At 66.3% G+C, this 18,298-nt stretch carries 16 protein-coding genes; 8 read left to right on the plus strand and 8 right to left on the minus strand.

Features of this window, described 5'->3' with window-relative positions; translation table 11 throughout:
• Nucleotides 1–22: 22 nt before the first annotated feature.
• From ACVKN3_RS13000 to ACVKN3_RS13020, 5 genes are read left to right on the plus strand one after another with little or no spacing between them, the layout of a single operon-like run.
• Nucleotides 23–616, plus strand: a complete 594-nt coding sequence (locus ACVKN3_RS13000) for a GNAT family N-acetyltransferase (RefSeq protein WP_285406226.1) — start codon at nucleotides 23–25, stop codon at nucleotides 614–616.
• Nucleotides 613–1,389 carry a septum site-determining protein MinC gene (gene minC / locus ACVKN3_RS13005; RefSeq protein WP_285406228.1) on the plus strand — a complete coding sequence of 259 codons (777 nt, stop codon included), beginning with the start codon at nucleotides 613–615 and terminating at the stop codon, nucleotides 1,387–1,389. Before ACVKN3_RS13000 ends, minC begins: the two co-directional genes overlap by 4 nt.
• A 34-nt stretch (nucleotides 1,390–1,423) precedes the next feature.
• Entirely contained in the window at nucleotides 1,424–2,236 is an 813-nt protein-coding gene (gene minD / locus ACVKN3_RS13010) for a septum site-determining protein MinD (RefSeq protein WP_036140080.1), read from the plus strand.
• 2 nt (nucleotides 2,237–2,238) lie between these two features.
• Complete coding sequence (gene minE / locus ACVKN3_RS13015) at nucleotides 2,239–2,502, plus strand: cell division topological specificity factor MinE (protein ID WP_285406232.1); 264 nt, start codon at nucleotides 2,239–2,241, stop codon at nucleotides 2,500–2,502.
• Complete coding sequence (locus ACVKN3_RS13020; RefSeq protein WP_285406234.1) at nucleotides 2,499–2,978, plus strand: hypothetical protein; 480 nt, start codon at nucleotides 2,499–2,501, stop codon at nucleotides 2,976–2,978. Before minE ends, ACVKN3_RS13020 begins: the two co-directional genes overlap by 4 nt.
• 28 nt (nucleotides 2,979–3,006) lie before the next feature.
• Here ACVKN3_RS13020 and ACVKN3_RS13025 read toward each other — a convergent pair whose 3' ends face one another.
• Nucleotides 3,007–4,275: a multidrug effflux MFS transporter gene (locus ACVKN3_RS13025; RefSeq protein ID WP_354514549.1), complete on the minus strand. Its 1,269-nt coding sequence runs from the start codon at nucleotides 4,273–4,275 to the stop codon at nucleotides 3,007–3,009.
• A 114-nt stretch (nucleotides 4,276–4,389) separates the two neighbouring features.
• Here ACVKN3_RS13025 and crcB point away from each other — a divergent pair, with 114 nt between their 5' ends.
• On the plus strand, nucleotides 4,390–4,779 hold the full coding sequence (crcB, locus tag ACVKN3_RS13030; protein WP_354514551.1) for a fluoride efflux transporter CrcB: 390 nt from the start codon (nucleotides 4,390–4,392) through the stop codon (nucleotides 4,777–4,779).
• 1 nt (nucleotide 4,780) lies between these two features.
• Nucleotides 4,781–6,223: an MFS transporter gene (locus tag ACVKN3_RS13035; RefSeq protein ID WP_354514553.1), complete on the plus strand. Its 1,443-nt coding sequence runs from the start codon at nucleotides 4,781–4,783 to the stop codon at nucleotides 6,221–6,223.
• Here ACVKN3_RS13035 and ACVKN3_RS13040 read toward each other — a convergent pair.
• The gene (locus ACVKN3_RS13040) at nucleotides 6,155–7,396 is read right to left on the minus strand and encodes a carboxylate--amine ligase (RefSeq protein ID WP_354514555.1); all 1,242 of its coding nucleotides are present in this window, start codon (nucleotides 7,394–7,396) and stop codon (nucleotides 6,155–6,157) included. The genes ACVKN3_RS13035 and ACVKN3_RS13040 overlap by 69 nt on opposite strands.
• Before the next feature lie 115 nt (nucleotides 7,397–7,511).
• Nucleotides 7,512–7,802: a hypothetical protein gene (locus ACVKN3_RS13045; protein ID WP_285406246.1), complete on the minus strand. Its 291-nt coding sequence runs from the start codon at nucleotides 7,800–7,802 to the stop codon at nucleotides 7,512–7,514.
• Nucleotides 7,803–7,962: 160 nt separating this feature from the next.
• Here ACVKN3_RS13045 and ACVKN3_RS13050 point away from each other — a divergent pair, with 160 nt between their 5' ends.
• The gene (locus tag ACVKN3_RS13050; protein WP_285406248.1) at nucleotides 7,963–8,172 is read left to right on the plus strand and encodes a hypothetical protein; all 210 of its coding nucleotides are present in this window, start codon (nucleotides 7,963–7,965) and stop codon (nucleotides 8,170–8,172) included.
• On the opposite strand, the gene ACVKN3_RS13055 is transcribed toward ACVKN3_RS13050, so the two are convergent.
• The 5 genes from ACVKN3_RS13055 to ACVKN3_RS13075 all read right to left on the minus strand — a co-directional run bounded on the left by ACVKN3_RS13055 (nucleotide 8,147) and on the right by ACVKN3_RS13075 (nucleotide 17,878).
• Entirely contained in the window at nucleotides 8,147–8,581 is a 435-nt protein-coding gene (locus tag ACVKN3_RS13055) for a hypothetical protein (RefSeq protein WP_354514558.1), read from the minus strand. The genes ACVKN3_RS13050 and ACVKN3_RS13055 overlap by 26 nt on opposite strands.
• 92 nt (nucleotides 8,582–8,673) lie before the next feature.
• On the minus strand, nucleotides 8,674–11,109 hold the full coding sequence (locus tag ACVKN3_RS13060; RefSeq protein WP_354514560.1) for a GH92 family glycosyl hydrolase: 2,436 nt from the start codon (nucleotides 11,107–11,109) through the stop codon (nucleotides 8,674–8,676).
• Between the two features lie 24 nt (nucleotides 11,110–11,133).
• The gene (locus ACVKN3_RS13065) at nucleotides 11,134–12,546 is read right to left on the minus strand and encodes a glycoside hydrolase family 125 protein (RefSeq protein ID WP_354514923.1); all 1,413 of its coding nucleotides are present in this window, start codon (nucleotides 12,544–12,546) and stop codon (nucleotides 11,134–11,136) included.
• A gap of 20 nt (nucleotides 12,547–12,566) precedes the next feature.
• Nucleotides 12,567–15,263 (minus strand): beta-mannosidase, encoded by a 2,697-nt coding sequence (locus ACVKN3_RS13070; RefSeq protein WP_354514562.1) that lies wholly within the window; start codon nucleotides 15,261–15,263, stop codon nucleotides 12,567–12,569.
• Nucleotides 15,263–17,878 carry a TonB-dependent receptor gene (locus tag ACVKN3_RS13075; protein WP_456991982.1) on the minus strand — a complete coding sequence of 872 codons (2,616 nt, stop codon included), beginning with the start codon at nucleotides 17,876–17,878 and terminating at the stop codon, nucleotides 15,263–15,265. Before ACVKN3_RS13075 ends, ACVKN3_RS13070 begins: the two co-directional genes overlap by 1 nt.
• Nucleotides 17,879–18,298: the final 420 nt, after the last annotated feature.

An 18,298-nucleotide genomic window follows, 5' to 3' on the forward strand; every position in this document is an offset into this window, starting at 1 on the left:
GAACACTCAAGCGGAGCAACGAATGGCCCTTGCCATCCGCGACGTGCGCGAGCACGACCTGGATGCCGTGCTGGCGCTCAATAACGAGGCAGGCACCGGCATCCTCGCCACGGACATGTCCCGCCTGCGGCACCTCTACGACGTCGCGCACTATTTCCGCGTGGCCGAACAGGACAGCCGCATCCTCGGCTTCCTCATCGCCATGCGCCAGGATGCCGATTACGCCAGTCCCAATTTCCGCTGGTTTCAGGCCCATTACGAAAGCTTCGTGTATATCGATCGCATCGTGATCGCTTCCGAATTGCGCGGCCATGGCCTGGGCCGCATCTTCTACTGCGATGTGCAGAGTTACGCCGAGGTACGTGTGCCGCTCCTGACCTGTGAAGTTTTCCTGGAACCCCGCAACGACCAGACCGTGCTGTTCCACGGCACGATGGGCTTCCAAGAAGTGGGCCAGCAAAAGATGGGCCACGACGGCCCGAAGGTCAGCCTGCTCGCCCGCGAGCTGCCCAGTTTTCCCTTCGTACGCGAACGCTACCTCGAACAGGACGGCCTGCCCGCCGTGCCCTGGCTGAGCGAGCGCGAGCCGCCGGCCGCCGCGCAGGTGAACGCATGAACGCCCGCGCCGAAACCCTCGACAGCGCCTGCGACCTGCGCTTTGGCCAGGTCGGCATCGCCTGCGTGCGCCTGCGCCGCGTCGATGCCGCGGCCCTGGTCGAGGAACTGGAACGCCGCGTGCGCGCCGCGCCGCAGATGTTCAACCGCGCCGCGGTGGTGCTCGACCTCTCGCACCTGCCCAAGCTGCCCGACGACGGCATGGTGGATGCCCTGCTCGAGGCCATCCGCAGTGCGGGCATGCTGCCGGTGGGCATCGCCTACGGCACCGCCGAGACCGAGGCCCTCGCCGAGCGCATGAACCTGCCGCTGATCGCCAAGTTCCGCGCACAGTACGAGCCTGCCTCAGGCGATGCCGCCGTGCAGGTCGCGCCGCCCGCGCCCGGCCGCGTGGAAGCCGCCCGCGCGCCGCTCGACGACAACGACACCGATATCACCGGTGCGATCACCGCGCAGCACCACACGGGCAGCGCGGTCCGCTCCGGCCAGCAGGTCTATGCGCGCGATCGCGACCTCGTGGTCACCGCCGCCGTGGCCAACGGCGCGGAAGTGATCGCCGACGGCTCCATCCATGTCTACGGCAGCCTGCGCGGACGGGCCATGGCCGGCGCCCAGGGCGACGAATCGGCACGCATCTTCTGCTCCGATTTCCGCGCCGAGCTGGTCGCCATCGCCGGGCACTACCGCGTGTTCGAAGACATGCCCAAAGAATTCGAGGGCCAGCCCGTGCAATGCTGGCTCGACAGTGGAAAACTCATGGTCGCGCGGCTCTGATGCCGTCCGTCGCAGTAACATTCGGAGACATCTCTTGACAGAAATCATCGTCGTCACCTCCGGCAAGGGCGGAGTCGGCAAGACCACCACCAGTGCCTCCCTCGCCACCGGTCTCGCCATGCAGGGCAAGAAGGTCGCGGTCATCGACTTCGACGTCGGCCTGCGCAACCTCGACCTCATCATGGGCTGCGAGCGCCGCGTGGTGTACGACTTCGTCAACGTCGTACACGGCGAGGCCACGCTCAAGCAGTCGCTGATCAAGGACAAGCGCCACGAAAACCTGTTCGTGCTGGCGGCCTCGCAGACCCGCGACAAGGATGCGCTGACCCAGGAAGGCGTGGAAAAGGTGCTCGACGAACTGGCGAAGGAAAACTTCGACTTCGTCGTCTGCGACTCCCCGGCGGGCATCGAGAAAGGCGCCCACCTGGCGATGTACTTCGCCGACCATGCCGTGGTCGTGGTCAACCCCGAAGTGTCCTCGGTGCGCGACTCCGATCGCATCCTCGGCCTGCTGTCGAGCAAGACGCGCCGTGCGGAAAAGGGCGAGGCCCCGATCAAGCAGCACCTGCTGCTCACCCGCTACAACCCCAATCGCGTCGAAGCCGGCGAGATGCTCAGCGTGAAGGACGTCGAGGACATCCTCGGTATCAACGTCGTGGGCGTCATCCCGGAATCGGAAAACGTGCTGGCCGCGTCCAATGCCGGCGTACCGGTGATCCTCGACGACAACTCGAACGCCGGTGCCGCCTACAAGGACACCGTAGCGCGTATCCTCGGCGAAGAGCGTCCGCTTCGCTTCCTCGAGCCGGTCAAGAAGGGCTTCCTCAAGCGCGTGTTCGGAGGTTGAGCATGGGTATCCTCGATTTCCTGAAGCGTAAACCCGAAGCGACGGCCGGCGTAGCGAAAGAACGCCTGCGCATCATCGTCGCCCAGGAGCGCTCGACGCGCGGCGGTCCCGACTACCTGCCGCTGCTGCGCAACGAGCTGCTCGAAGTCATCCGCAAGTACGTCAACGTCGATGTCGAGGCGGTCAACGTCACGCTCGAGCGTGACAGCGGCCACGAAGTGCTCGAACTCTCCGTGGCCCTGCCGGACGGCAAGTCCGCGATATGAGTTCGTCCGATCCCGCCGACGCGGTCCTCCGCGTCGGCGACATCGGCTTCGACGAACCACGGCAACGGCTGCTCGATTTCGGCCTCACCCTCATCGAGGTCGCCGACGGCGAAGCCATTCCCGGCAGTTATTGGGGCGACACCGAAGCCGGCATCATCGGCACGACGGTCTACGCCCGCGCCGACACCCCCGTCCACTCCCTCCTCCACGAAGCCTGCCACCTGATCGTGCTGCCGGCGGAGAAGCGTGCGCTCGTGCATACCGACGCCACGGACTCGATCGAGGAAGAGGATGCGACCTGCTACCTGCAGATCGTGCTCGGCGGGCAGCTGCCCTCGGTGGGCAGTGCGAGGATCATGGAAGACATGGATCGGTGGGGATATACCTATCGCCTGGGCTCGACGCGGGCGTGGTTCGAGCAGGATGCGACGGAAGCGAGGACGTTTCTTGTGGAGCGTGGGTTGCCAGTGGGCTGATATCGCCTGCCAGCAGCGAAGCGCCCACTCACCCCGGCTCATTCCGCTCGATCTGCGACACCACCGACGACGCCGCGCACGCTTTCGCAAGCGCCAGCCGCCTCCGCTCCAGCGACGCATACCAGAGCCACGCCGCCAACCCGATCAGGCAGATCGACGTCGCCCCCATGGCCAGCGTCAGCATGCTGGCCGACAGTGCCGGTGAGAGCACGCCGGCGACCAGCGCCGTGAGGATCAGGCTGCCGAACGCCTGCACCGAGGACACGCCGCCGCGCTGATCCGGGAAACGGTCCAGCAGCAGGAGCGTCAGTGTCGGGAAGGCCAGCTGCACGCCGCAGCCGTAGAGCGCCAGTGGCAACGTCGACCATGGCACACGCGGATGATCCAGCGTCAGCGCCAGGATGAGGTTGATCGCGCAGGACGAGAGCATCGACACGTAGCCCCACGACACCGTGCGCGCCGCACTCACCCGGCCGGCCACGCGGCCGGAAATGAACGCACCGAAGACCATGCCGCTGACCACCGGCACGAACAGCCATGGGAAACCACTCGCGCCCAGGCCGAGCAAATCGCGGATGAGGTGGGGTGCGGAGGCGATGTACAGGAACAGGCCCGCGAAGTTCACCGAGGCGGCGATGGCCAGCGGCCAGAACGGCAGGTCGCCGAGGATGGCGGCGTAGCCGTGCAGCAGCGGTCGCGGCCGGAACACGGTGCGGCGCTCGACGGGATGCGATTCGACGAGGAAATACGCCACGCCCAGCGTCAGCAGCATGGTGAAGCCGGTCAGGGCCCAGAAGATGCCGCGCCAGCCGTCGATGCCCAGCAGCCATGCGCCGACGATGGGTGCAATGGCGGGAGCCACGCCGAAGATCATCATCACCTTCGACATCATCCGCTGGGCTTCCTCTCCGTGCATGCTGTCACGCACGACGGCACGCCCGACCACGATGCCCGCGCCGCCGCACAGGCCCTGCAAGACGCGGCAGGCCAGCAGGAAAGCGAAGCTGGGGGCCATGGCCGCGCCGACCGAGGCCAGGGTGTAGATGGCCATCGAGATCACGATGACTGGCTTGCGCCCGTACGCATCGGACAACGCGCCATGGAAGAGGCTCATCACCGCGTAGGCCAACAGGTAGACGCTGAGCAGCTGCTGCAGCGCCACGTCGCCGACATGGAAATCGCGGCCGATATCGGGGAAGCCGGGGAAGATGGCGTCGATCGAGAACGGCCCGATCATCGAGAGGGCCGCAAGCAGGAACGGCAGGTAACGCCTCGGATCGCGCGTCGCGGGGTTCATGCGGCAGCCAATGCATGCAGGGACTTGCGAGTATACCGGCAAGGTTCTGCGGTCCTCGCCCATTCCGCGGCAAAGGCACCCATAATCGGGGCGTCCTAACGTAACGGGGGTCATGTGGCTTACACCGGTTTCCTGGCCGTAGGTATCGGCGGCGCCGTCGGCAGCCTGTTGCGCTGGTGGCTGGCGCTGGCGCTTGGCCCGCTGTTTCCCAATGTGCCGCTGGGCACGCTGTGCGCCAACCTGGCCGGTGCCCTGCTGATGGGCGTCACGCTGGGGGTGTTCGACCATGTCCAGACCTTGCCGGCCGAAGCACGCCTGCTCATCGCCACGGGTTTCCTCGGCGGCCTGACCACCTTCTCGACGTTTTCCGCCGAATCCACGACATTGCTGCTGCGCCAGCAGTACGGGTGGTTTGCCGCGAACGTGGCCATGAACGTGGCCGGCTCCATCGGCCTGACCATCACCGGGCTGATGATCGCCCGCGCCCTGCTGAGGCACGCCTGACATGACAAGCGCAACGCACGGGGCCACCGACGACGGCCTGGTCGATACCGACGTCCCCGCACGGCTGGACCGCCTGCGCTGGGGTCGCTTCCACACGCTCGTGGCGGTCGCGCTGGGCATCACCTGGGTGCTCGACGGGATGGAGGTCACCATCACCGGCTCGATCGCCGGCGCGCTCAAGTCCAGCCCGGTGCTGCACCTGACCGACGGCCAGGTCGGGCTGGCCGGCAGCCTTTACCTCGTCGGCGCCGTCGTCGGCGCACTGTTCTTCGGCTGGCTGACCGACCGCCTGGGACGGAAGAAGCTGTTCACGATCACCCTGGGGCTCTACCTCGTGGCGACCGCGGCCACCGCCTTCTCGCCCAACTTCCTCACGTTCGTGATCTTCCGCGCGCTCACCGGTGCGGGCATCGGTGGCGAGTACGCGGCGATCAACTCGGCGATCCAGGAGCTGATCCCCGCCCGCTACCGCGGCCACACCGATCTGGTCATCAACGGCAGTTTCTGGATCGGCGCAGCCATGGGCGCGCTGGCCGCCGTGGGGCTGCTCGACACGGGCTGGGTTTCCGCAGAGCTTGGCTGGCGACTGACCTTCGGGCTGGGCGCCGTGCTGGGCCTGGGCATCCTCTTCCTGCGACGGTGGATTCCGGAAAGCCCGCGCTGGCTGATGCTACACGGCCGGGTCGCCGAGGCCGAGGCCGTGGTGGCCGACATCGAGCGCTGGCTGGACGCGCCGCCGCCGGACAAGCCGCTACCCCGTCTGCGCCTCCGTCCACGCGGGCTGTCGATGGGCGACGTGGCTACCACCCTGTTCCGCGTCTATCCCAAGCGGACGGTGCTCGGACTGGTGCTGATGGCTACGCAGGCGTTTTTCTACAACGCTATCTTCTTCACCTACGCGCTGGTGCTGGGGCGCTTCTACGGCGTCAGCGATGCCGATGTGGGCCTTTACCTGTTGCCCTTTGCGGCGGGCAATTTCCTCGGCCCGCTGCTGCTCGGGCGGCTGTTCGACACCCTGGGCCGGCGGCCGATGATCGTCGCGACGTACACCTTGTCGGGCCTGCTGCTGTTCGTCACGGCGTGGCTCTTCGTCCACGGCTACCTGGATGCGCGCACGCAGACGATGGCGTGGAGCGTGGTGTTCTTCTTCGCGTCGGCCGCGGCCAGCTCGGCCTACCTCACCGTGAGCGAGAGTTTTCCGCTGGAGCTGCGCGCGCTGGCCATCGCCCTCTTCTATGCGTTCGGCACGGCGCTGGGCGGCGTGGCCGGCCCCTGGCTGTTCGGCCAGCTCATCGGCAGCGGCGAGCGCGCCGCGATCGGCTGGGGCTACGTGCTGGGCGCCTCGCTGATGCTGGTCGGCGCACTGGCAGCCGGACTACTTGGTATCGCCGCCGAGCGACGCTCCCTCGAAGACATCGCCGCGCCGCTGGGTCGCGCGGACTGAGCCAACGAAGCGCTTGCGCAGCAGGCCCCGGATGAAGTGCCAGGCGGGTGCGGGATCATCCAGGCGGAACACGTGCAGGTCGGCGCGCAGCCATTCGATAACCATGCGTATCCAGCCGGGATGCCGCGCCGCGGGCGAGCAACGCACGCTGGCGATGTCGTGGTACAGGTCGATGCAGCTGCCGGTGCCGTAGTCGGATGGTGCGCGTGTCACGGGCAGGCCCTGGGCATCTTCCCAGGCCATGGCGCAGACGTTGACCCCGCGACGCGCCGCGAACTCCACGTAGGTCCAGGCGCGCGTGTTCACCTCGATCAGGCGCCATGCGCCATCGCGCGGGTCGCGCTTGAACTCGGCGCTGAAGATGCCCCGGTAGTCCAGCCCGTCGAGTACGCGGCGGATGCTGTCCACGGCCTCCGGCACGGCGGACAGCGGCACGGCGTGCGAGCAGGAACTGTTGCCGAAGTCCGGTGGTGACATCCGCCGGCGCTGCCGCGCGAACAGGCCCGCATACCCGCCCCGCCCATCGCGGAAGCCGTCGACGAAGACGTGTTCGCTGGGCGGTCCGGGCACGTATTCCTGCGCCATGACCCGGAACCCCTGCGCATGGAAACGTGCCCACGCCTCGCGCAGCGCGTCGGCGCCCTCGACCCATAGTCCCTTCACGCCCGTGACATCGCTGAACTTCTGCGAGTTGACCGGTTTGAGGAAGACCCGCCCCAGGGTGTCGAACGGAATGACATCGACGTCGCCGGCGTGCGTCACCCGGAAAGTGCGCGGGTGCGGTACGTGGATCGCCTTGAGGTAGCCGGCGAACGCCGACTTGTCCTGGAGCAACCGTTGCGCCTCGCGGCTGGCGGTGCTGACCGGGAAGCGCCAGCCCAGCGCGGTGTGCGGCAGCTCGGCCAGCCAGAGCGCCGCGTCGTCCGCGCCGGCAATGATCACCGCGCGCGGCAGGAAGCATCCCGCCAGGGCTTCCAGCGCGTGCTGTCCCGGCGAGCCGTCCCATGCCGGGCACCCCGGTACGGGTCGGAAATAACGCGATCGGGTGACCAGGTCGTTACGCGGGCAGGCCACGTACGCGGCAATGCCGGCAAGCTCCAGGCTACGGAGGATACCCAGCGCCGTCGGCCCGCGCCCCATCACGATGACCGGCAACCGCGGCTCCGTCTGCATCTGGCCTCCCATATGAGGGTGGCGCCGACATGGCACCCCTTGGAGGGCCAATGTGCCACCCCACCCCTATCAGGCACAGATCGCCAGACGACCTATACCGAGCGGACGAGGTCGGTCAGACCGGGGCGTCGGCCACGGCAAACGGCAGCACGCCGGGCTCGCGTGCCTCGGCCGGGCGGCGCGCCGGCGGGGCCTGGCGGGGTGTCGGCGCGGTGGGCGCGGTACGGCCGATGGTGATGTTCTTGGACGCCCGCACCTCGCGGTTGGCGAAGGTCCAGATCTCGCCCGTGGCCGTAATGAATACCGTCCAGTAGAGGTCGGATTCGGGGCCGTAATCGATCAGGAAATGGGCAAAACCCTCGCCTTTGGGCGTGTTCATGGGCAGCGGCGGATTCAGTTGCAGCATGGGCGTCTCCTCGTGCAGACCTTTTAACCGGTCGGGCCGTGGCGAATGGGTGAACGTGCCGTGGTTCACGCATCACCCGATACGGACAGCATTTCCCCGGCCAGCCCGGTAAAATGCCGGCTTAACGACAGACAGCCAGTCCACCAGGGGAAGCCAGCACGTGCAGTCACGCAATTTCGAGGTATCGGTGGTCCAGCCCGGTGGCAAGGTCGCCATCGAGATCCAGTTCAACGAGAAGATCCACGGTCTTTCGGGCGACACGTTGTGGCTGTCGCTCGAGGCGGACACCACGGTCGAGAGTGCCGAGGCGTTGCGCGAGCTTCTGGAGTGCATCGGTCACCGCATCACGGTGACGAACGTACGCTCCTGACCGGCGCACCGGCGCCGTCCTTCACGGCCACCGCCAGCGGCACCACGGTCGATATCAGCCGGTGATTGGTGCCGTGCACCTTGCCGCAGCCCATGCACTTCCGCGTCGTACCCAACCCGCGCCGTGCCGCGCGCGGCGAACCCAGCAGACAGCCGCATACATAACACGCACCCAGCACGCCGCGCTCCCACAGACGAAGGCGTACCAGCTGGAAGGCGGCCAGGGTCGCAGCCACGACGGTGCCGAGACCGAGCAGCCAGCCCGGGAGGTTGGAATACAGGGAGGCCAGGCCGAAGGGTCCGGGCATCTGCTGGGCCGCCTTGGTCACACCGGCCGCCAGCGCGCCCGCGCCGAGGGCCAGCAGGCTCGGCACGAACAACCGGAAGTACATGCGCCCGACGTAAGACATGTTGCGTCACCCCCTGCCCACCGGCGTCCGCCGGCGGGTGGAGAGTGTCGCTAACGGGGTCTAGCCGCCGTGAAACGGGAGCGTTGCCGCCCTCAGGCGGTGGGAGCGCTCCCGAACGACGGCGGACGGTCGGCCAGGGCCTTGCCGAACGCCATGTTGGGCTGGTCGCCCATCACGAACGCGAGCGTGCCGCCGGCTTCCAGGTCCTTGTGCGCGATCCAGCTCTTCGTCCAGGGCTGGCCGTTCCACGTGACCGACTGGATATAAGGACGACCCGGTCCGTTGTCCTTCGCCTCGATCACCAGCGTGCGGCCGCCGCCGACCTGCACTTCCGCACGGTCCAGCAGCGGGCTGCCGAACACGTAGTGGGTGCTGACCGGGTCGACCGCGTACAGGCCCATCGCGCTCATGATGTACCACGCGCTCATCTGGCCGCAGTCCTCGTTACCGGGAAGGCCGTCGGGCTCGGGCAGGTACATCGTCTCCAGCAGCATGCGCACGCGCGCCTGCGTCTTGTGGTGCGCGCCGGTGTACGCGTACAGGTAGGGCATGTGGTGGCCCGGCTCGTTGCCGAACGCATACTGGCCCACCATGCCGGCAATGTCGGGCGGCGCGTCTTCCGGCAGCGTGGGATCGGCGTTGAACAGGGCATCCAGCTTCGTCTCGAATGCCTGGCTGCCACCGAACAACGCCATGTAGTTGTACACATCGTGCTGGTTGAGGAACGTGGCCTGCCAGGCGTTCGACTCGGTGAAATCGCGCCACCGCTTGGAGTGGCCGATCGCGATCGGATCGAACGGCTGCACCCAGGTGCCATCCTCGGCGCGCGGGCGCACGAACTGCATGTCCTTGTCGAACACGTGCGCGTAGTTCTGCGAGCGCTTGCGCAGCAGCGCCGCGTCGTCGCTGTGCCCCAGGGCCTCGGCCATGTGCGCGACGGCCCAGTCGTCGTACGCGTATTCCAGCGTCTTGCTGGCGGCCTCGCCTTCCTTGTCACTGGGTACGAAACCCAGCTTCCGGTAATAAGGCAGGCCGAAGTAATCGTCCTGCATGGCGCGGCGGCGGAACACCGGCCAGGCTTTCTCGTAGTCGATACCCTTGAAGCCCTTGGCCTGCGCTTCCGCCACCACCACCGCGGAGTGGTAGCCGATCATGCAAACCGTCTCGATGCCCTGCAGCGGCCACACCGGTGCACCGCTGGGGCTTTCCGCTGCCAGACGGACCAGGCCGTCGACCAGGTCGGGCACGCGATCGGACTGGTACAGCGTGAACAGCGGATGCTCGGCGCGGTAGGTGTCCCACAGCGAGTAGGTGCTGTAGTTGTGGCGGCCTTCCGGCAGCGTGTGCACCGCCTTGTCCATGCCGCGGTAGCGGCCGTCCGCATCGCTGAACACCGTGGGCGCCAGCATGGTGTGGTACAGCGAGCTGTAGAAGGTGCGCTTGATCTTGTCGGAACCGGATTCGATGGTGATCTTCGACAGTTCCTGGATCCACTCGGCTTCGGCCGCGGCGCGGATGCCGTCGAAATCCCAGCCCGGCATCTCGCTGTCGAGGTTGCGCATGGCGCCATCGATGTCCACGCCCGAGATACCCACCTTCACCAGCAGCGGTGCCGACGACGCCTTGTCGAAGTGCAGCGCGGCCTTGAGGTTGTCGCCCTTGGCAGTGGCAGTGCCCGCGGGCAGCGCCTTGTCGTTGTCATACAGGGTGACATGCGTGGCGGGACGCGACAGCTTCATGGCGAAGTAGATCACGCGACCGGAAGCCCATTGCCAGACCCGGCGACCACCGACCAGCGTATCGTTGCCGACCACGCTCAGCTGCACGTCGCTGACCCTGGCCGGCTGGTCCAGCGCATCCGTATAGCCATGGGCCATGTCCAGCAGCACGTGGGCATCGCCCTCCTTGCCGAAGGTGTAGCGATGCATGCCCGCGCGCAGCGTCGCGGTCAGCTCCGCCAGGATGTCGAAACGGGTGAGCTTCGCGCGGTAGTAGCCCGGATGCGCCTGCTCGCCCGTGTAATGCGAGCGGTAACCCTTCACGCCGCTGCGGTAGCCTTTCTCGGGCTTGCCGTTGCCCTGCTTCACGGCATCGAAGCGGGAGACGTAGTTCACGCCGTCGAAGTCGCGGTCGCCCGGCTGCAGCAGCACGGGGCCCATCGAGGGCATGACCAGGAAGTCGAGCATATCGGCCGCGCCCGTACCGGACAGGTGCGTGTGCGAGAAGCCCATGATCGAGCCGTCACCCTGGTGGTAGCCGGATGATCCGTCCCACTGGGCGTTGTTCGTGTCGGGGCTGAGCTGGACCATGCCGAAGGGCCGGGTCGCACCGGGATAGGTGTGACCGTGGCCGCCCGTGCCGACGAAGACATCGACGTAGCGCAGGATGCTGTCACTGGCGGCGGCGCCACCGGATGACGGGGCTTTCAGGCCTTGCTGCACGCCACCGGCCAGCGCGGTGAGGGAGCCTAGCTGACCGAGGGCGGTGGCGGCGGCCACCCCTTGCAGAAAACGTCGACGGGTAACCATGAATCGCTCCAGCGGGGTGTCGCGTCAGACGCGACGCAGGGTGTCGGGGTGCTTGTCGGCCAGATGGACGACCAACTCGCCAAACAGGGTGTTGGCCCAGGCGAACCATGAGCGCGTGAACTGTTTCGGATCGTCCTGATCGAAGGCCTCGTGCATGAAACCGCTACCGGCGTGGGTGGTCTTCAGCCAGTGCAGGCACTGGCGAATCTCCGCCGTGTCGTCCGTGGTGAAGGCCTTCATCATGATCGACATGGGCCAGATCATGCGCAGGCCCTCGTGCGGGCCACCGATGCCTTCGCCAGCCTTGCCCTTGAAGAAATACGGGTTGGCAGTGCTCCACACGCGCTGTCGCGTGCGCGCATAACGCGCGTCGTACCTGGTGGTTTCGAGGTAAGGCAGCGCGAGCAGGCTGGGCACGTTGGCGTCGTCCATGAACAGCTGGTTGCCGTAGCCGTCCACCTCGTAGGCCCAGAAATCGTCCTGGCCGTCGTGCATCACGCCGTGGCGCTCGACCGCCGCCTCGACCTCGTCGGCCAGCGCACTGGCGTCGCTGGCGAATGCCTGGTCACCGAACAAGGTGCCGTGCATCTGGGCGAGACGCCGCAGGGTAACCACCGCGAACAGGTTGCCGGGAATATTGAACGGATACAGCGTGGCGTCGTCCGACGGACGGAACATCGCGTGGATCATGCCCACCGGGCGCGTGGGCTGCCCGTAGCCGTGCAGGAACTGGCTCTCGGTCGGGTTGGGCGACGGACGCTGGAAGTGATAAGGGCCGGTGCCGTCCTTGCGCTGCTGCTCGCGGAAGGTGGTGACGATGCTGCGCGTGGCGGCACGCCAGGCGTCGTCGAAGGGCTCGCGGTCACCGGTGGTCTGCCAGTAGCCGTGAGCGAGGCGCACGGGATAGCACAGCGAATCGATTTCCCATTTGCGCTCGGCCACGCCGGGGCGCATGTCGGTCATGTCGGACTGCGCCCATTCAAGCTGGCTCTTGCCTTTAGGGTCGGGCAGGAACGCGTTAGCGTAGGGATCGATCGCGATGCAACGGGCCTGGCGGCGGATCAGCCCGCGGAACAGCTTGCGCAGGGCTTCGTCCTTCGCGGCCAGCGGCAGGTACGGCCAGACCTGGGCGGACGAATCGCGCAGCCACATCGCATCGATGTCGCCGGTGACCACGAAGGTATCCTCGTAACCGTCCAGGCGGCCCACCTCCACCGTGGTGTCCAGGGTGTTCGGGAAGCAGTTCTCGAACAGCCAGGCCAGCTCGGGGTCCGCGATCTTCTTCTTCGTGGAAGCGATCAGCGCCTCCACGGCGGGGCTGGTGAACTTGCGCTTGCCCACCGCCGGCCGCTGGCTGGTGAAGCGCGAAGCCGCCGAGGCGCCCAGGCTGACCCCGCCGATCATCGCGGCGCCCGGCGCGAGCGACAGCCACTTCATGAGGTTGCGACGGGAGGGATTCACGGCGTGGTCTCCTTCAGGGCATCGACGAGCGAGCGTACCGTGATCGCGCGGCGAAGGGCATCGATATCGGTGGCGCCTTCGACCGCAATGTCCATGCTTTCGCCGGGTAGCAGGTCGAACGCGTTATCGGACAGGCGCAGGTCGAGGTTACCGGTGTCCACCCAGACCGCGCGAGCGAGACGCTTCGCGGTAACCGTCACCACGAGCCCGTGGCCGTCGTCATGCACCGTGGTGGTCAGTGCCGGCGCCGGCAGGGCCAGCGTGCGCGCCGCGCCGAAGTACAGCAGGTGATGGGCGACCACCTTGCCCTGCTCCAGCAGGTCGAAGGCGACGACCGTCTTGCGCGGATCGGCGCCTTTGAGCAGGGTGGCGTCGTCGGCAGACAGCGCCTTGGTGCTGGACAGCGCGGCGGCACGCACGGGCTGGCTGCTTTCCCGCAGCATCTTGCCGGCCATGTCGTAGACGCGCGTGCGCAGCGTGGCCTCGAAGTCGGTGGTGCGATCGGATACGGCAAACACCTGGGTCGTGCCGTCGCGGCGCAGCGGCACCACATCGACCGGCGCATAGAAGCGCTTGGCGTGGAACTGCAATGCCTTCCAGCGATTGAAGTAGTCCACGCTGGCCCACGAGGCACCGGGCCAGACATCGTTCAACTGCCAGTACAAGGTGCCCATGTTCTGCGGGCGCGCGCTGCGCAGGTGCTCGGCGGCCAGTTCGATGCCTTCGGCCTGCATCACCTGACTGAGATAGACGAACGAGGGAAAATCCTTCGGTTCGCCGTACTCCTGGCGGATGTACAGCAGCAGACGCTGGTTGCCGTCGCCGTTGGCGAACTTCTGGTGGGCGCGCATCACGGTCGATTCGGGCTGCATGTCGCCCGGCTCGGCGAACGCCTTGATGGTGGCCATGACCGGGAACGACTGCAGGCCGTACTCGGACTGGAAACGCGGCGTGATGTCGAGGTAGTGCGAGATCGGCTCGGAGCCGGACCATACCTTCCAGTAATGCATGTCGCCATCGTTCTGGACGTTGGCCGGGCCTTCGAAGTCGGTGCTGGGCGAGCTGGCCCAGTACGGCACCTGGGGCGACAGGTCGGCCACCACCTTGCGCAGCATGCTGCCGAACAGCGTGCGCATGCCGGCCTCGACCTTCTTCACCTCGTCGCCGTTGACGAACTTCTGGAAGTCGATGCGATCGGGCCATTCCTCCCAGCCGGTCTGCACTTCGTTGTTGCCCGCCCACAGCACGATGGACGGGTGGTCGCGCAGGCGTGTGACCTGTTCTTCCGCCTCGATGCGGCTGCTTTCGCCGAAGGCGGTGTCGTACGGCGTGACGGCACCGCCGAACATGAAGTCCTGCCAGATCATCAGGCCCATGCGATCGGCGGCGGCGTAGAACGCATCATCCTGGTAGGTACCGCCGCCCCACATGCGCAGCATGTTCATGTTGGCGTCCTTCGCCGAGCGCAGGATCGCCTCCAGCCGCTCGCTGGATACCCGCGAGGGGAACGCATCGTAGGGGATCAGGTTGGCGCCCTTGGCGAACACGGGCACCCCGTTGACCACGAAGGCGAAACCCCTGCCCCACTGGTCCTTGTCGCGGCGCAGCTCCACCGTGCGCAATCCGGTCTCGCGATCGGCCTCGGCCAGCGTCGCGCCAGCGGCTTCCACCGTAGCGTGGAAACGATAGAGGTTGGGATCGCCGTAACCGACCGGCCACCAGCGCTGCGGACGATCGATGGTGAGCGGCACGTCGACGTGGTTCTCGCCAGCCTTCAGGGTCACGTCCTGCTGGGCCGTGCCGGTCTTGCCGTCGGGCGCGGTCCACTGCACCTTCAGCGTGGCTGCCATGGCCTTGTCGACACGCAGGTCGAACTGGCTGTCCAGCTTCGCCGCCGCGGCATCGACCTGGGCCTGCGCGATGTGGAAATCGGCGACGCGCAGGGTGTCCCAGGATTGCAGGTGCACGGGGCGCCAGATGCCCAGGGTGACGTAGCGCGGACCCCAGTCCCAGCCATACTGGTAGTTGGCCTTGCGTACGTAGTTGGAGGTCTGCTTGCCCTTCGGCTCGTCACCGAAGGAGGAATCGAATTCGCCCGGCAACGCATACGGCTGCTTCAGCAGCCACGGTTGCATGCGTGCGATCGGCGATTGCAGGTGCACCGTGAGCGTGTTGGTGCCGGCATGCAGCGTGTCCTTCACCGGCACGCGCCAGCGACGGAACATATTGTCTGCGGACAGCAGCTTCTTGCCGTTGAGGCTGACCTCGGCATAGGTGTCGAGGCCGTCGAAAACCAGATCGACGTGACCCCGCCGGAGCGTGGCCACGTCGACGTCGAAGTCCAGCCGGTAATCCCAGTCGGAGAGGCCGATCCATTGCAGGCGGGATTCGTTGTCACGCCAGAACGGATCGGGAATCTGCTTCGTGGCCAGCAGGTCGGTCTGCACGGCGCCGGGGACGGTGGCGGGTTGCCAGTCGTGCAGGCGCTCGCAGGAGGTCTTGCATTGTTTCAGTTGGGCTAGCCGCGTTGCGGCATCGCGGACATCGTCCGCTCCTACAGGGGCGGTTGCTGGTTTGGCCTCGGGAGCGAGGCGGAAGCGCCAGCCGGCGGAGAGGTCCCTCTCCGTCGGCGTGGTCGCACTGGCGGCGCCGGCAACGAGCCAGGCCACCAGCACCAGACAACCGCGGGGCATCACAGCTTGAAGCCCATGGTCATCATGTAGGTGCGGCCGTTCTTGTAGGCATTGAGCGGCTGCGCGGGCGTGTTGTTGTAGACCATGTACGTCTCGTCCAGCAGGTTGGTGGCATCGAGCGAAAGGCGGATATGGTCGTTGACCTGGTAACCCACCGTGGCGTCCAGCTGACGGAAGATACCCGTGATCTGCTGCGACTGCAGCTGTGCGATCGAGGTGAAATACGACGAGCGCCAGCTGTAGGTCAGACGCGCGCTCCACGGGCCCTGCTCGAAGAACGGCGACAGGTTGAACGAGTTCTTGGAGTTGTAAGGCAGCGGGAAGTCGTTGCTGGTGTCGGCGTCGGAGTAGGTGTAGTTGGCCAGCATGCCGAAGCCATAGGCGAAGTTCTGCTGGTAGGTGAGCGACAGGCCCTTGACCTTGGCCACGCCGGCGTTGACCGGCACCTGCATCTGGTACACGTCGTCGCGCTGTTCGGTCAGGTTGTACTGCGTCTGCGCCACATTGGTGTTGAGGATGTAACCGGAGATGCGGCGGAAGAACAGCTCGGCCGACAGCACGCTGTTCTCCGAGAAGTACCACTCGGCAGAGGCGTCGTAGTTGGTCGACTTGTACGGCTGCAGGTCGGTGTTGCCCGCCGAACCGGTGAGACTGCGGTCATCCAGCGCCACGTACGGCGTCATCTGCTGGTAGCGCGGGCGGGCGATCGTCTTGGCGGCGGCGAAACGCAGGGTCACGTCCTCGGCGGCGTCATAGGCGATGTTGAACGACGGCAGCCAGTCGTGATACGCGCTGCGCTTGTTCACCGGCGTGTAGTTGTTGTTGCCGATGCTGTTGTAGCCGTTGACGGTGTCACGCGTGCGGAAATAACGCGCGCCGATGTTGCCGCGGTAGCCGTCGCCGGCAAAGTCGCCCTGGATGTAGAAGGCGCGGTTCTGTTCGGCGATGCTGTAGGTGGCCTTCGGATCGAGCGCGGTGCTGGTGACCAGGCTGGAGACATAGGCCTTCATCAGGCCCGGGTTGATCGTGGTCCAGTCACCCATGTTGCCGGCCGAGTTCAGGCCATCGAGGTAACCGCTCGGCGTGCCGCCGTCGGCCAGGTTGGCCAGCGACGTACCGGCATAGGCCGTGCTCGGGATGCTGGCGTTGTACGCATCCTGGCCGTCCAGGTGGTTGGTGGCCTTGATGCCCACCGAGACCTGGTTCAGCGGGCCCCAGGCCACGTCGTGCGAGAAATCGGCCTGGAAATAACGCTCGCGATCGTAGCTGGGCGCGTAGCTGTAGCCGGCGCCATGCGCCAGCGCGGCCGACGGGTTGTCCGGGCTGTTGTAGTTGATCTGCGGATGCTGGCCATCGAGGTTGTAGTTGAAGCCCCCGAAATTCTGGAACTGCATGTTCCAGATGCCATCGGAACCGCCGGTGGAACCGGTGTAGCCGACCTGGCTCGAAGCCGTCCAACCGTCACCGAACCAGTCGGCGCGCAGGTTGGCGACGCCGGTGTTCACCGTCGAGTCGCGCTCGTAGCCGTCGAGGTAGGTCGAGGTACCCGGGCCGTAGCTGCCGGTGGTGGCCACGCCGTTCTGGAAGCCCAGCGCGGTGGCGTCGGCGGCGGAGCCGGACCATTCGCCGTAGTGGCTCTGGTTGAAGTTGTTGAACTTCTCGGTGACGTACAGGCCGGTGAAGTTCAGCTCAAACGCATCGTTCGGCTTCCACTGCAAGCCGGTGGAAACGCCGTCGCGCTTGCGACGCTGCTGGAACCACGCGGTATTGACCGCCGTCGGGTACACGCCCTGCTGGTTGGGCGGCACCACGGCCGGGTTGAACTGGTGGTCCGGGTTGGTATCGGTCGGATCGTTGACCCGCTGGTAACCGAACACCTCGGTGCCCTGGCGGTCGATGATCTTGTCCGAATGCATGAGCGAGCCCAGCACGCCGAACGTGTTGTCCTGGTTCTTCCAGCTATACAGCACCGATGCGTTCGGCTTGCCCTTGTCAGCGCGGTCGTTGTAACCGTAGCTGACGGTGCCGGTCAGGGTGTTGGCCTTCAGGTCCAGCGGACGGCGCGTGTTGACGATCACGGTACCGCCGATCGAGCCCTCGTCGATGTTCGCCTGCGGCGTCTTGTAGACCTGGGCGTTACCGATGATCTCCGAGGTGAGCAGGCTGTAGTTGAACGAGCGGCTGTCGGGGTTGTTCGGGTCGGACGTCCAGTTGGTCGAAGCCACGGTCTGGCCGTTGAGCAGCAGGCGGTTCAACGCGGGATCGGTGCCCAGGATGCTGACCTTGTCGCCTTCGCCGAAGTTGCGATCGACGCTGATGCCCGGCAGGTGCGACAGCGATTCGGCCACGTTGGTGTCCGGGAACTTGCCCACGTCTTCGGCCGAGATGGCGTCGACGATGGAGTCGGCATTGCGCTTGAGGTCCAGCGACTTCTGCAGGCTGGCGCGGATGCCGGTCACGGTGACGCCGGTGAGGTTGGCGGCGTCCTGTGGCTTGGCATTGGCGTCGCCCGGCTTGGCCGGGGTGGGGTTGGCCGTGCTGGACGACGGAGCGGGGCTGGTGGCGTCCTGGGCGGACACGCTGCCTGCGGCGAGGAGGCCAGTGAGGATGGCCATGGAAAGTGCGCTGATGCGGGGGTTCACATCGATCTCCTGCGGGGATGGTGACGCCGCCCGGGAACCTGCGCCTTGCGCCTTCGCCCCCTGACGTCGCGTGCTGTTCGTCGCGCACCGTGACGCACCGCGCGGGCGGGTGCCCGCGTTGCTCGACGTCGATGTGCTGATGTCTTCTTTGCCCTGAAGCCTGCGGCCATCGCGGTGGCCTCCGGCCATGCGTATCGCGCTTACGTCGCGATTGCAGCGATGTTACGAAGCGGATTTTTAGGGGTGCCTGACAACGTTGTCAACCGATTTTTAACTCGATCTAAAGACACCCCTGAGACTACAACTGCATGTATTAGCAGGAATTATGTCAATGCACTTTTACTGCACTGCGGAAAAACTCAGGGTTAGTTAGATCGATCCATGCACACTATC

The sequence above is a fragment of the Luteibacter sp. PvP120 genome (genome assembly GCF_054055715.1).

Coding starts and splice junctions, on each gene's coding strand:
- ACVKN3_RS13000 (WP_285406226.1), top strand. CDS start 23: ATGGCCCTTGCCATCCGCGACGTGCGCGAGCACGACCTGGATGCCGTG.
- minC (WP_285406228.1), top strand. CDS start 613: ATGAACGCCCGCGCCGAAACCCTCGACAGCGCCTGCGACCTGCGCTTT.
- minE (WP_285406232.1), top strand. CDS start 2,239: ATGGGTATCCTCGATTTCCTGAAGCGTAAACCCGAAGCGACGGCCGGC.
- ACVKN3_RS13020 (WP_285406234.1), top strand. CDS start 2,499: ATGAGTTCGTCCGATCCCGCCGACGCGGTCCTCCGCGTCGGCGACATC.
- ACVKN3_RS13025 (WP_354514549.1), bottom strand. CDS start 4,275: ATGAACCCCGCGACGCGCGATCCGAGGCGTTACCTGCCGTTCCTGCTT.
- ACVKN3_RS13035 (WP_354514553.1), top strand. CDS start 4,781: ATGACAAGCGCAACGCACGGGGCCACCGACGACGGCCTGGTCGATACC.
- ACVKN3_RS13040 (WP_354514555.1), bottom strand. CDS start 7,396: ATGCAGACGGAGCCGCGGTTGCCGGTCATCGTGATGGGGCGCGGGCCG.
- ACVKN3_RS13045 (WP_285406246.1), bottom strand. CDS start 7,802: ATGCTGCAACTGAATCCGCCGCTGCCCATGAACACGCCCAAAGGCGAG.
- ACVKN3_RS13055 (WP_354514558.1), bottom strand. CDS start 8,581: ATGTCTTACGTCGGGCGCATGTACTTCCGGTTGTTCGTGCCGAGCCTG.
- ACVKN3_RS13060 (WP_354514560.1), bottom strand. CDS start 11,109: ATGGTTACCCGTCGACGTTTTCTGCAAGGGGTGGCCGCCGCCACCGCC.
- ACVKN3_RS13065 (WP_354514923.1), bottom strand. CDS start 12,546: ATGAAGTGGCTGTCGCTCGCGCCGGGCGCCGCGATGATCGGCGGGGTC.
- ACVKN3_RS13070 (WP_354514562.1), bottom strand. CDS start 15,263: ATGCCCCGCGGTTGTCTGGTGCTGGTGGCCTGGCTCGTTGCCGGCGCC.
- ACVKN3_RS13075 (WP_456991982.1), bottom strand. CDS start 17,878: ATGGCCATCCTCACTGGCCTCCTCGCCGCAGGCAGCGTGTCCGCCCAG.